Consider the following 12,536-nt stretch of genomic DNA (forward strand, 5'->3'; position numbering starts at 1 on the left):
AAATAATAATTTTTTGTTCATAAGTTTACTCCTAACTATTCATTTATGTAAAAAACACTAAATATTATATTCACTTTAGCATTTTCTATAATTATTGTCTTCCCTATTTAAATTACGATTACACATTTTTTAATGCATATTTTTTAATGATCTCTTCATGTTGTGGAAATTTTCTGATGAGTTCATCTTGAGTAAACAGTTTAAAGTCCTCGTACTCAAAGCCTGGTGCAACCATACAACTAACGAGAGCGTATTCTCCCTCGTTCTCCACTGATGACCCAAATATCGTTCCTTTAGGGACCAATGCTTGAAGTACTTCCCCATTTTCGATATCTTTTCCAAGTTTGATTGCTTCATATTCTCCACTTTCAGAAATCGTATGAACGGTAAGAGAATGTCCGGCGTGATAATACCATACTTCGTCAGCTGTTAACTGATGTAAGTGAGACGGATTGCCGTGCTCTAAAAGAAAGTAAATACTCGTATAAAGTGCACGATTATCGTGGCGGTCTTCTGACTTTAACACTTGTTTATAATATCCACCTTCGACATGACGCTCTAGTTTTAAGTGATCAATCCAATACTGACTTGTTTTCATTATTAACCTCCAGATAAAAATACGCATACCTTAGATGTTAAGGTATGCGTGCATATATTACTTCGTTTCTTTTACAGATTTAATTAACATCTTATCATTCTTCTTCACAAATTCCATCTCGAAATTTAGTGTATCTAATTTTTTACCGTCTTTAGATAATTCTGTAGATACTTCATATGTGAAATCGTTTTTGTCTTCATTTAACTTTTTAGATGTTGGAACAGAGAATTCGAATTTAGCACCCTTCTCACTATACTTGTCTACTAAACCTTCGTATTCAGCTTGAACATCGTTATTGTCAAATTGATTTTTAATTAATGATTTTTTAATTGCAGCATCCGCTTCAGTCAGTGCGAGCCCTGTAGCAGTTCCATCAAATAAGTTGTTTAATGTATTATCGATTTGTTTTCTTGCTAAGTTATCCTCTTCTGAATTTTTTACTTTTGATTCATCGAGTTCTAATGGAACCCCGTTCACACCAATATATTGTAGTTCTTGTTTTACTTCTTCAGACTCTACTTCGTTCCCTTGATAATCGACTAACGCTTTAATTGTTGGTGTATTGTTATCAAGTTTTACTGTATACATGTCATTTTCATTTATTGAAACTTCTTCACCATTTACAAACACTTTTTTGATTGTCGTATTCGTATATCCTTTATCGATTCTAAAGCTATATACGTTACCGTCTATAGATGCACGGTCATTTTGTGGTTGTGTGAAGTCGATTTTGATATTGTAATCTCCTTCAACAGTGTCTTTAGTCGCAGTTCCGTTAATTTCATAGATCCCCGGTGCATAAACTCCAATTTCCTGATAGTTATTACCGTGTGGGTTTTCTACTGTTATATCGTTCACTCCAACAGTGATTTTGTATGTACTTGCTGGTAAATCAAGTCCAATATTATATCTTGGAATTTCTAACTCAACTTCGTCATCATTTTCAATACGTAAAAATTCAAAATCAAGGTCAGATTCCGGCTTAATTTCTCCAGATTTTGCGTTTGCTTCAATACGCTCGATTTCCTTATCGACGAGTTCAGTGAATTCTTCTTTTGAATACATTTCGTTGATTAACTTAAAATATGCTTCTGCTTCGTCTTCAGTGAGATCCGCATCTTCCATTTCAACAAGTGAAATGAGTGCTGAGGCATCCTCATTTATAACCGCTTCCTTATAAGAGGTTAATTCATCTGCTGCCTTATTACCACAGCCTGCTAACATCAAGCACAGTACAATGAGTGATAGTACACGTTTCATCATGGTGTCCTCCTTTTAATTATAGGCATTCATTATTTTGTAGGTACTACATATGATTTTTGGTTGTCAGTAAATCCTTCAAAATGTAGGAAGAAGTTTCCGTCTGGATCATCAGCACTTTCTGTGTTCTCTAAAAATACGAAGTCTAATTCAACTTCCTCACCAGGCGCTAATTCTTTTGAAAGCTCTTCTTCTGATAATTCAAATACAAAGTTTTCACCGTTACCTTCTAGGTTTCGTCCAAGTCTTGGTACAACATATTCTCCAGGAATGATCGGTTCATCACCTGTATTTTTTATAACAGTGTTCGCAACAAAAAAGTTGTCAGTATCATTTGCGTTAATGATATATTCCGTAATATCCTCACCGTTATACTCTCTCGTAATATCTACAGAATTAACCGTCACTTCATACGGAACTTCCCATTCATAGCTTTCTAAATCAATCGTTTCACCGATATCAAAAACTTGTTCTTCATTTGTTGATTCATCAGCCTCTTCTGATTCGTTTGAAGTCTCAGTCGTAGACTCATCATTTGCTTCTTCATCTGCATTATCGTCATTACATGCCGACAACACTAATGCACCGCTTAATAGTAAAAATAATAATTTTTGTTCATCATATTTACTCCTTTATGTAATTTATAGTTTAAAGTATAGCACAATGTTTATTTGACTATAATTGATAAAGGAATAGAAAAACTGTATACAAAAAAAGACCGAAGAATATATCTTCGGTCTTTTATAATGAGAATTAGTTTTCACGTTTCTCTTTGATACGTGCTGCTTTACCACGTAAGCTACGTAAGTAGTATAATTTCGCACGACGTACGCTACCTTTACGAGTCACTTCGATTTTATCGATTTTTGGTGTGTGAACAGGGAATGTTCTTTCTACTCCAACACCGTAAGAGATTTTTCTTACTGTGAATGTTTCAGAAATTCCACCACCACGGCGACGAATGACTACACCTTCGAACACCTGGATTCTTTCACGTTCACCTTCAGTGATACGTACGTGTACTTTTACTGAGTCCCCAGCTCTAAACTCTGGTAAGTCAGTTTTAAGTTGTGACTTTGTAATGTCTTGTAATAATTGTTGTGACATTTAAATTCTCCTCTTCCTACCAACCATCTTATATAGCATCTATACAGCGGATCGTTGTGATTTTTCGTCCTCATAGACTTATTCATATTACCATATTTAATTGGTCGATTCAACTTATTTTTTATTTTTTAATAAATCTGGTCGTCTTTCTTTTGTACGTTTTAACGATTCTTCTTCTCGCCACTCTTCGATTTTTTTATGATCCCCACTCAGTAATACGTCTGGTACTTTCATACCTCGATATTCTCTCGGTCTCGTGTAATGTGGATGCTCGAGCATACCTGTTGAAAAGCTGTCGTTTTCGTGACTTTCTTGTTGAATGACTCCAGGGATGAGACGAACGATTGCGTCTGTCATTGCCATCGACGCAATTTCTCCTCCCGTTAACACGTAGTCCCCGATTGAGACTTCATCAGTTGCGAGGTTTCGTATACGCTCGTCATATCCTTCGTAATGTCCGTTTATAAAAACGATGTTTTCTTCAGTGGATAATTCTTCAGCAAACTGTTGATCGAACGGTCTCCCTGACGGACACATGAGTAATACGCGTGCGTTTTCTAAATTTAATGATTCTAACGCTTCGTAAACTGGTTCTGGTTTTAAAACCATCCCAGCGCCTCCACCGTACGGATAGTCATCGACTTGATTATGTTTGTTGTTTGCGTAATCTCTAAAGTTAATCGTTTTATAACTCACGATACCTTTGTCAGTTGCACGCTTTAAAATTGATGAACTTAAAATACCTTCATACATTTCAGGAAATAATGTTAAGTAGAATATGTTCATAAATCTAACAGCCCTTCAATCGGTTCTATTTCAATTCGTTTACGCTCGATATCAATGAGTTTAATAAAGTCGTCTACGTTTGGAATCATATATTTATCAGATACGACAAAGACGTCTTTACTACCAGTTGGAATAATTGACGTCACTTCTCCTAAAGTTTCGTTATTGTCTAAGTTTATTACTTCACAGCCAATAATATCTTCATAGTGATATTGTCCTTCTGGTAGTTCAATATCAATCGCATCTAGTGCTTGATACACTGTGTGACCTTTTAAATGTTCAACGTCGTTTAAATTTGTAACTCCGTCGAACGTTAACATGTGAAAGTTTTTATGTTTACGATAACGCGTGATCGTATATGTTTCGTCGTTAATCGTCACTGTTTGACCGACCGCAAATCGTTCGTTCGTAAAATCACTACTACTTAAAATTTTAACTTCACCACGGACACCGTGGAAATTTACTAATGTTCCAATATCAATCATCGTGATTCCTTTCCGAATAAAAAAACACACCCGTGTCGGATGTGTTTTTACTCTACGTCAACAAACACTCTTACTGACGGGTCATCATTTGCTGCTGTCATGATCGTACGCACTGCTTTAATGGCACGACCACCTTTACCAATGATTCTGCCAATGTCTTCTTCATGTGCATTAACAGTATAGACCACTTTTCTATCTTCAGTCGTCTCAGTAATCGTAAGACTCTCGGGATGACGAACGATAGGTTGTAAAATCGTTTGGAGTAGCTGTTTCATAATTATTTACCTTGTTTCGCGTTATGGAATTTTTCCATAAGACCACGTTTACTGAAAATAGAACGTACAGTGTCTGAAGGTTTTGCACCTGTTAACATCCACTCTAATGCTTTTTCATCATCTAATTTAACGTTGTCTTCTTCTTTTAATGGGTCAAAGTAACCAAGTTGCTCGATAATACGACCATCTCTTTTTACTCTTGAGTCCGCAACTACGATTCTGTAGAAAGGATTTCTTTTAGAACCCATACGAGTTAATCTGATTTTTGTTGCCATTTATATACACCTCTCATGTTCAAAATTACTTATATAATAATAACAGATGATTTTAACGTTGTAAAGAGGTTTTCCTTTACAATTTTAAAAAGGTAATCCCATGCCACCAAATGGGTTTTTACGCTTCCCTTTTTGGTTTGTAAATTGCTTCATCATCTTTTTCATTTCGTTAAATTGTTTTAATAAACGGTTCACTTCTTGAAGTGATCGGCCAGACCCTTTAGCGATACGACGCTTTCTTGAGATGTTTAATTTCTCTGGATTCTCGCGCTCTTCCATCGTCATCGAACGGATAATCGCTTGAACGTGGTCGATTTCTTTACCGCTCATTTTTACTTTATCTAACCCTTTAATTTTGTTCGCACCAGGAAGCATTTTGATCAGCTCATCAAGTGGCCCCATGTTTTTCACTTGGTCCATTTGATCTAAAAAGTCATCTAACGTAAACGAGTTTTCTTTTAACTTTTGCTCGAGCTTTTCTTGCTCTTCCATGTCGACGTTTGCTTGTGCGCGGTCGATAATCGATAAAATATCTCCCATGCCGAGAATTCTGCTTGCCATACGTTCTGGATGGAACGGTTCTAAACCGTCTAGTTTTTCTGATACCCCGATAAATTTAATCGGCTTTTCAGTGACACTACGAATTGAAAGTGCCGCACCACCACGAGTATCCCCGTCTAACTTTGTAAGTGTTACTCCCGTGATGTCTAGTAAATTGTTAAACGATTCAGCGACGTTCACAGCGTCTTGACCTGTCATCGAGTCGACGACGAGCATAATTTCGTCTGGATTTGAAATTTCTTTAACGTTTTTTAATTCGTTCATTAAGTCTTCGTCGATGTGTAAACGACCGGCTGTGTCGATGATGACTGTATCTAAATGTTCTTCTTTTGCGTACTTCATCGCGTTTTCAACGATCGTTTCGACTTTTTCTTTGTCTCCCATTGAATAGACTGGAATGTCTAATTGACGACCGATCGTTTCTAACTGGTCGATTGCAGCTGGACGGTAAATGTCTCCTGCGACGAGTAATGGTTTTTTGTTATGTTGTTTACGTAACAGTAACGCGAGCTTACCAGCAGTCGTCGTTTTACCTGCCCCTTGTAATCCGACCATCATAATAACTGTCGGTGGTTTTTTTGCTAAATTGATTTTCGCATTTTCTCCACCCATTAACGCTGTAAGTTCTTCTTGTACGATTTTAATGACTTGTTGGCCTGGCGTTAATGATTTCATGACATCTGCGCCTTCAGCACGCGCGGACACATCTTTAATAAACTGACGGACAACTTTAAAGTTAACGTCCGCTTCAAGAAGTGCTAAGCGTACTTCACGCATCATCGTTTTTATATCTTGTTCTGTGACTTTACCTTTACCTTTAATATCATCTAAGATACTTTGAAGCCTTGAACCTAATCCTTCAAATGCCACATTAATTCCTCCTAATCGAGTGATTCGAGTTCTTCTATTATATTAAGTGCTTGTTGTTTATCGTCGAGCGATGTTTTTAACGCATCGTATAATTGTTGACGTTTTAAATAACGCGAATACATACCGAGATTTTCTTCGTACGCTTCGAGTACTTCTGTCGTACGTTTTAAATTATCATAAACCGCTTGTCGCGTCACGTTTAACTCATCTGCGATTTCCGAAAACTGTAAGTCCATTAAATAATAGAGCTTTACGTAATCTTTTTGCTTATCCGTTAATAAGCCGTTATAAAAATCATACAGATAGTTCATACGTAACGTCTTATTCAGTTCGTTCATCTTCAACAACTTCCTCTGCATTGTCAATCATATCTGCAAATAGTCCGTAAACATAGTTTTCTGCACTAAATACTTCGAGGTCATCGATCTTTTCTCCGAGACCGACGAATTTTACTGGAATACCGAGTTCGTTTTTAATCGCTAGTACGATACCACCTTTTGCAGTACCATCAAGTTTTGTTAAGACAAGCCCTGTTAACTCTGTTACTTCGTTAAATGCTTTTGCTTGTAACATCGCATTTTGACCAGTTGTAGCGTCTAATACGAGTAGCACTTCGTGTGGTGCATTTTCGTCGACTCTTTGAATGACGCGCTTCATCTTTTCGAGTTCTTTCATTAAGTTCCCTTTGTTTTGTAGGCGTCCTGCTGTGTCGACAATTAAAACATCCGTCCCGCGGCGTTTTGCTGCGTTGACTGCGTCGAACACTACAGCTGCTGGGTCTGATCCTTCTTGGTGTTTAATGACGTCTGCACCGACTCTTTCGCCCCATACTTCAAGCTGATTAATAGCTCCAGCACGGAACGTATCTGCTGCAGCGAGTAACACGTCTTTTCCTTCAGACTTATAGCGATGTGCGAGTTTACCAATTGACGTCGTTTTACCGACACCGTTTACTCCGACGACTAAAATAATCGTTAAATCATCTTGCATGTTCATACTTTCGTCTAAGTCACCATTACGCTCGTATATTTCAATCATCTTTTCAACGATGACTTCACGAAGTTCTGTCGTTTCAGTAATGTTTTTAAGTTTCGCATAATCTCGTAATTCATCTGTTAACTCCATTACCGTTTCAAAACCGACGTCTGCAGTGATGAGTACTTCTTCGAGCGCTTCAAAAAAGTCCTCATCTACTTTACGGTATGTCGCCATTAACTGGTTGATTTGATCTTGGAATTTCTCACGAGACTTTTCAAGTCCTTGTTTAAATTTATAGCCGACTTGCTCTTGTTCCCATTCTTCAAATTCTTCAATCGATATTAAACCATCACCGTCTAAATCTGCATCTTTCATTTCCTCAGTGACGGGCGTTTGTTCAAACTCTTCTTTATCTGCTTTACCTGAGAATTTCTTTTTTAAACGATTAAATAAACTCACTTAGTATTCCCCCTCAACTTCTCGTTCCTCGTATGTCTTTAAGTCTACACTAATCAGCTCAGAGACACCTTTTTCTTGCATCGTCACACCGAATAATCGGTCGCTTTGCTCCATCGTCTTTTTGCGGTGAGTGATTACGATACACTGACTATAACGTGTTAAATGTCTTAAATAATTTGAAAATCGTAACACGTTCGCTTCGTCGAGTGCCGCTTCCACTTCATCTAATATTATAAACGGACTACTTCTCACTTCTAATATACTGAATAATAAACTAATCGCTGTTAACGCGCGCTCTCCACCACTAAGTAGCGACATGCTCGTTAGCTTTTTACCTGGAGGTTGAGCGTATATGAGTAATCCAGCATTTAAATAATCATCCGGTTCTGTTAAGCGGAGTTCTGCCTCTCCACCTCCGAACATCGTCTTAAATACTTTTTTGAAATGTTCATTGACGTTGTGATACGTCTCTTTAAAGCGTTCAGACACTTCATAGTCCATCTCTTTAATGACGTCGAGTAACGTTTCACGTGCCTGTAACAGATCGTCTTCTTCGTGTTTTAAAAACGTATAACGTTCGTTCACAACTTCAAACTCATCAATTGCGTTTAAGTTTACGTTACCGAGTTCGTCGATACTCTTTTTATTTAACTGAATTCTCTCGCGCTTCATGTCGATGTCTGTTAAGTCCGTATATTCTTTTTCTGCACGTTCGAACGTCATTTCATACGTTTCAGATAAGTAATCGATTTTCACACTTAACATCGATTCGACGCGTTCCTTTTCACCGTGCGTTTTACGTAGCGTTTCAGATAACATCTCTATCGTATCTAAATGCGACTGACGTAAATTCACGTCGTGCTTTGTTTCTTCACTCACTTCGTGAATCTCTTTTTTAAGTTGTGATGAAGATTCTTGTAACACGTTTAACTGTTCGTCGAGTTCTAAAGATAAAGTTTCTAACGCTTCGATATCGATCGACTCGTAATCTGAAGTCAACATTTCAATACGTGAATCGATATCTTCAATTTCACGTTTCACTTTTAAAAGTCTTTCTTCGTAATCGTTCATTTGAGAACGTTTATATCGAAGTGTCGATTCTAATTCCGCTTGTTTTGTAAGAAGCGTTTGCTTTTTACTTTCGTATTCTTTTTCAGCCGCTTTAGTATCCCCTTGAGCTTTCGTGAGTAACTGAATATCTTTTTGAAGCGAATCGAGTATTTTTGATTTCTCTTCTATCGCTTTTGTTAACGTCGACGCTTCCACTGTATCAGTTGTAGAATCAAACGTTTCTTTTAATAACGCAATGCGTTCATTTGTTAATTTGATGTCTTGGTTCGTTTGTTCTAATAACTGACTCTGTTCATCATATGATTCTTTTAACTGAATGCCTTCAGTTTCTAGCGTGTTTAGAAGCGTGTCTAGTTCTTTTATACTGTCCTTTTCTTTTGAAAGTTCTTTAGTAAGTCTCTCGACTTCTAGCGTGTACGCTTTGATTTTATCGTCGAGTGCGTCTTTTTCTTTTCGTAATTTAAGTGCTGAGTTATTGTTTTGACGGCTTCCCCCACTAACCGCACCACCCGGGTTAAAAATTTCACCGGCTTTTGTTACGATACGCGCTTTAAAGTTTAACTCTCTAGAAAGTCGGGCACCGTCGTCATAATTTTCGACGATAATCGTCGTATTAAATAAGTGACCGATTAGTGCGTCATATTTTGTGTCGACTAAATCTTTTAATATATGATGCTTTACTGATGTCGACTCGAGTTTAAATACGACTTCTTGAGATAAAGATCTCCTTTGTATTGTATCGAGTGGTAAAAACGTCGCGTAACCGAGGTTTTTATCTTTTAAATAATGAATCGCACGTTTAGCATCCTGTTCAGTTTTTGTCACGACACTTTGCGTTTGACTACCGAGTGCTGCGTCAAGTGCTGTCATATACGAACTGTCGATTTCGATAAGTTCCATAACGGCACCTAATACACCTGTTAACTTGTCTTTACGTTTTAATACAGATTTTACCCCGCGGTAATAACCGTCGTAGTTCGACATCATCGACTCATACATATCACGTTTAGATGTAAGTTGTGATATGTAACGATTCGCCGTGTCAAATTGCTCTGTTAACGACTGAATATGAGACTCTTCGTGGTCACGTTTTGATTTCGTTTCTTTATACGCCTCACGCTTATCTTTTAGTGATGTTTCAAGTGTTGAAAGTGTATCAGTTAAACCTTTGTTCTTTTCATTTAACGTGTCGAGTGACTCTTTTAATTCGTTCATACGACGGTCTAACTCTTCTCGTTTACTTGAATCAATTGCCTCTTGTTTTTCATAGTCTTTTAACTGGTTGTCTAAAGAAGTCTTTTCGACCATGACCGCATAATACTGTTCTTTTAATGCGTCGATATCGACGTCGTTACCGTCAACAAGCGATTGTAACGAAGTGTTGATTTTATCGATTTCTGCTTTTACGTTCGACTGCTCATCTTTCGTCTCATTAAAAGATGTACGTAATTCTTCGATTTCATGTTCTAGCGATTGTTGTTCTTTTAATTTATTGTCTTTTTCTTCAGTTAAATTGTCGTGTTGATCGGAACGACTCGTTTTACGTTCTTTAAACAGCTCGATTTTACCGATTGTTTGTTCTTTTTCTCTAGATGCTTTTACGAACGCGTCGTGAATGCTACGCTCTTTTTCAGTTAATACTTCTCGCTTGTCGCGTAAATTATTGATCGCAACGTCGAGTAAATTAACGTGGTTTCTCGCGTCTTCAATTGTACGTTCATCGTTTGAATACGTTTCTTTTAACTGATGAAGCTTTGAAGACAGCTCTTTAATATCAAACACAGTGACTTCGATGTCGCTTTTCTTCATCTCGTTTAAAAGTGCTAAATATTCTGTCGCGATGGCACTTTCTTTTTCGAGCTTTTTAACGCGAGACTCGAGTTCACTCGTAATGTCGTGAATACGACTTAAGTTGAGTAACGTATCATCGAGTTTACGTTCTGCTTCTTTTTTACGTGTTTTATATTTCATGACGCCAGCAACTTCTTCTATAATTTCACGGCGCGTTTCTGGCTTTTGATTTAAAACGTGATCGACTTCACCTTGAGAAATAATGTTGTAGGCATGTTTACCAAGACCAGAGTCCATAAAGAGTTCTGTCACGTCTTTTAATTTTGCACGTTCTTTATTGATATAGTAGTTACTTTCACCACTTCTAAATAGCTCACGACGAATCGTGACATTGTCGTAGTCAAAGTCTAACACGCGGTCTTTATTGTCTAAATTCAGTTGAACAACTGCGCTGTTTTGCTTATTGCGTTCTGTAGTTCCGTTAAATATAACGTCTTCCATTTTAGACCCGCGAAATTGCTTTGCGCTCGTTTCACCGAGAACGAACCTGACAGCGTCGATAATGTTACTCTTACCACTACCGTTCGGTCCAACGACTGCCGTGACGCCGTCATTAAATTCGATGGTCGTTTTATCGGCAAACGATTTAAATCCTTTAGCTTCTATACTTTTTAAAAATACCATATTATCTTTCGGCCTTTTCTTTTAAATGATAAAACGCAACTTTTGCTGCGAGTTGTTCTGACTCTTTTTTAGAGCGACCACTGCCACGCCCGATTTCTTTATCGTTTAACGTCACGTTAGAAACGAAGTTTTTGTCGTGTGACGGACCTGTCTCTTCAAGTAAGTGGTAATACACTTCTTCTTTGTACGCTTTATGAACAAACTCTTGAAGTGCTGTTTTAAAGTCTGAAATTCCGAGGTAATCATCGCGTTCAATTTTCGGGAATACATTCACACTTAAAAACTTCCACACAGCGTCGTATCCTTGATCGAGATATAATGCACCTAAAAATGCCTCGAACATATCCGAGATAATCGACGGACGCTTTTTACCGCCTGTCTTTTTTTCTCCTGGACCGAGTAATAGTAACTCTTCCATTTTTAAGTCGTTCGCAAATATTACAAGTGAAGGCTCACAAACGATATTTGCACGCAGCTTTGTTAAATCTCCCTCAGGGAAATCTTTAAACGCGTCAAATATATATTCTGAGACCATCAGTTCTAATACCGCGTCACCTAAAAATTCTAAACGCTCGTTCGAATGAATTCGGTCTAAATGAATGTTATACACGAATGAACTGTGCATAAATGCTTGTAAAAATAATTTGTCATTTTCATATTGAATATGATGTTTCTTCATAAAAGAATCGAACTTTTTAAAAAATGAATCGACGTGTCTTTTAGAGTCTTCATCTTGTTCGATTGCTTTAAGTACTTTATCCATAATCTCACCCTAATATAGTTTACTAAACTTATGCGGTTTGTTGTAGCGATATAAAAGAAAAATCCACTTTATAGAAAGTGGATTTTGTCTATCAAATTATTGGTTTTCAAGCTTCTCGATGAAATCTAAAGCATCACCAACAGTAACGATTTTCTCAGCTTCCTCATCTGGAATCTCAGTATCGAACTCATCTTCTAATTCCATTACGAGTTCCGCAATGTCTAAAGAGTCCGCACCAAGATCATCTTTGAAAGTCGCATCTTTCGTCACTTGATCCTCATCGATACCTAATTTGTCGACAATAATGTCTTTAATTTTATCAAAATTATCCATCCCTACTTCACCTCCTTAAAATAGTGTCGTATCTCAGTTGTAGAGATGATTCTTAATCTTTATACCCAGTGGGCGGGTTTTAAATGCGTAATTTTTGTGATTTGGCCCGAGGATTGTATCGAATCGTCGGTGAAATCTGACTCTCGCCGACGATAACCTTCATAGCGACGGGAAGTTTTTCATCTCGCCGACGATTCCCCGAATCGACTGCGAAATGTTTTTTTCACCGTCGCAAACAGG

At 37.5% G+C, this 12,536-nt stretch carries 14 protein-coding genes; all 14 read right to left on the minus strand.

Features of this window, described 5'->3' with window-relative positions:
* Positions 1 to 118: 118 nt before the first annotated feature.
* Positions 119 to 598: a cupin domain-containing protein gene (locus TJ68_RS05630; RefSeq protein WP_040929186.1), complete on the minus strand. Its 480-nt coding sequence runs from the start codon at positions 596 to 598 to the stop codon at positions 119 to 121.
* 57 nt (positions 599 to 655) lie between these two features.
* On the minus strand, positions 656 to 1,858 hold the full coding sequence (locus tag TJ68_RS05635; RefSeq protein ID WP_040929187.1) for a putative periplasmic lipoprotein: 1,203 nt from the start codon (positions 1,856 to 1,858) through the stop codon (positions 656 to 658).
* A gap of 32 nt (positions 1,859 to 1,890) precedes the next feature.
* Entirely contained in the window at positions 1,891 to 2,433 is a 543-nt protein-coding gene (locus TJ68_RS05640) for a hypothetical protein (RefSeq protein ID WP_040929188.1), read from the minus strand.
* Between the two features lie 178 nt (positions 2,434 to 2,611).
* Positions 2,612 to 2,965 (minus strand): 50S ribosomal protein L19, encoded by a 354-nt coding sequence (rplS, locus tag TJ68_RS05645; RefSeq protein WP_040929189.1) that lies wholly within the window; start codon positions 2,963 to 2,965, stop codon positions 2,612 to 2,614.
* A gap of 114 nt (positions 2,966 to 3,079) precedes the next feature.
* Positions 3,080 to 3,751, minus strand: a complete 672-nt coding sequence (gene trmD, locus TJ68_RS05650) for a tRNA (guanosine(37)-N1)-methyltransferase TrmD (RefSeq protein ID WP_040929190.1) — start codon at positions 3,749 to 3,751, stop codon at positions 3,080 to 3,082.
* A complete protein-coding gene (gene rimM / locus TJ68_RS05655) occupies positions 3,748 to 4,236 on the minus strand; it encodes a ribosome maturation factor RimM (RefSeq protein ID WP_040929191.1) in 489 nt (162 codons plus the stop codon). The genes trmD and rimM overlap by 4 nt, the downstream gene beginning before the upstream one ends.
* A gap of 47 nt (positions 4,237 to 4,283) precedes the next feature.
* Positions 4,284 to 4,511, minus strand: a complete 228-nt coding sequence (locus tag TJ68_RS05660) for a KH domain-containing protein (RefSeq protein ID WP_040929192.1) — start codon at positions 4,509 to 4,511, stop codon at positions 4,284 to 4,286.
* Positions 4,512 to 4,513: 2 nt separating this feature from the next.
* Positions 4,514 to 4,786 carry a 30S ribosomal protein S16 gene (gene rpsP, locus TJ68_RS05665; RefSeq protein ID WP_040929193.1) on the minus strand — a complete coding sequence of 91 codons (273 nt, stop codon included), beginning with the start codon at positions 4,784 to 4,786 and terminating at the stop codon, positions 4,514 to 4,516.
* Positions 4,787 to 4,870: 84 nt separating this feature from the next.
* Positions 4,871 to 6,217, minus strand: a complete 1,347-nt coding sequence (ffh, locus tag TJ68_RS05670; RefSeq protein WP_040929194.1) for a signal recognition particle protein — start codon at positions 6,215 to 6,217, stop codon at positions 4,871 to 4,873.
* A gap of 11 nt (positions 6,218 to 6,228) precedes the next feature.
* Positions 6,229 to 6,561: a putative DNA-binding protein gene (locus tag TJ68_RS05675; protein WP_187364857.1), complete on the minus strand. Its 333-nt coding sequence runs from the start codon at positions 6,559 to 6,561 to the stop codon at positions 6,229 to 6,231.
* Positions 6,539 to 7,654 carry a signal recognition particle-docking protein FtsY gene (ftsY, locus tag TJ68_RS05680; RefSeq protein WP_040929196.1) on the minus strand — a complete coding sequence of 372 codons (1,116 nt, stop codon included), beginning with the start codon at positions 7,652 to 7,654 and terminating at the stop codon, positions 6,539 to 6,541. The genes TJ68_RS05675 and ftsY overlap by 23 nt, the downstream gene beginning before the upstream one ends.
* Positions 7,655 to 11,200 carry a chromosome segregation protein SMC gene (gene smc, locus TJ68_RS05685; protein WP_040929197.1) on the minus strand — a complete coding sequence of 1,182 codons (3,546 nt, stop codon included), beginning with the start codon at positions 11,198 to 11,200 and terminating at the stop codon, positions 7,655 to 7,657. It abuts the gene before it with no gap.
* 1 nt (position 11,201) lies between these two features.
* Positions 11,202 to 11,963: a ribonuclease III gene (gene rnc, locus TJ68_RS05690; protein WP_081643680.1), complete on the minus strand. Its 762-nt coding sequence runs from the start codon at positions 11,961 to 11,963 to the stop codon at positions 11,202 to 11,204.
* A 96-nt stretch (positions 11,964 to 12,059) separates the two neighbouring features.
* Positions 12,060 to 12,296 (minus strand): acyl carrier protein, encoded by a 237-nt coding sequence (locus tag TJ68_RS05695; RefSeq protein ID WP_040929198.1) that lies wholly within the window; start codon positions 12,294 to 12,296, stop codon positions 12,060 to 12,062.
* Positions 12,297 to 12,536 lie beyond the last annotated feature (240 nt).

Origin of the sequence: Nosocomiicoccus massiliensis, assembly GCF_000438455.1 — a bacterium.
GTDB lineage: Bacteria > Bacillota > Bacilli > Staphylococcales > Salinicoccaceae > Nosocomiicoccus > Nosocomiicoccus massiliensis.

Excerpts from the sequence above, each read along its gene's own strand:
- smc (WP_040929197.1), bottom strand. The coding sequence starts at position 11,200 with ATGGTATTTTTAAAAAGTATAGAAGCTAAAGGATTTAAATCGTTTGCC.
- rimM (WP_040929191.1), bottom strand. The coding sequence starts at position 4,236 with ATGATTGATATTGGAACATTAGTAAATTTCCACGGTGTCCGTGGTGAA.
- TJ68_RS05635 (WP_040929187.1), bottom strand. The coding sequence starts at position 1,858 with ATGAAACGTGTACTATCACTCATTGTACTGTGCTTGATGTTAGCAGGC.
- rnc (WP_081643680.1), bottom strand. The coding sequence starts at position 11,963 with ATGGATAAAGTACTTAAAGCAATCGAACAAGATGAAGACTCTAAAAGA.
- rplS (WP_040929189.1), bottom strand. The coding sequence starts at position 2,965 with ATGTCACAACAATTATTACAAGACATTACAAAGTCACAACTTAAAACT.
- rpsP (WP_040929193.1), bottom strand. The coding sequence starts at position 4,786 with ATGGCAACAAAAATCAGATTAACTCGTATGGGTTCTAAAAGAAATCCT.
- TJ68_RS05660 (WP_040929192.1), bottom strand. The coding sequence starts at position 4,511 with ATGAAACAGCTACTCCAAACGATTTTACAACCTATCGTTCGTCATCCC.
- TJ68_RS05695 (WP_040929198.1), bottom strand. The coding sequence starts at position 12,296 with ATGGATAATTTTGATAAAATTAAAGACATTATTGTCGACAAATTAGGT.
- TJ68_RS05630 (WP_040929186.1), bottom strand. The coding sequence starts at position 598 with ATGAAAACAAGTCAGTATTGGATTGATCACTTAAAACTAGAGCGTCAT.
- trmD (WP_040929190.1), bottom strand. The coding sequence starts at position 3,751 with ATGAACATATTCTACTTAACATTATTTCCTGAAATGTATGAAGGTATT.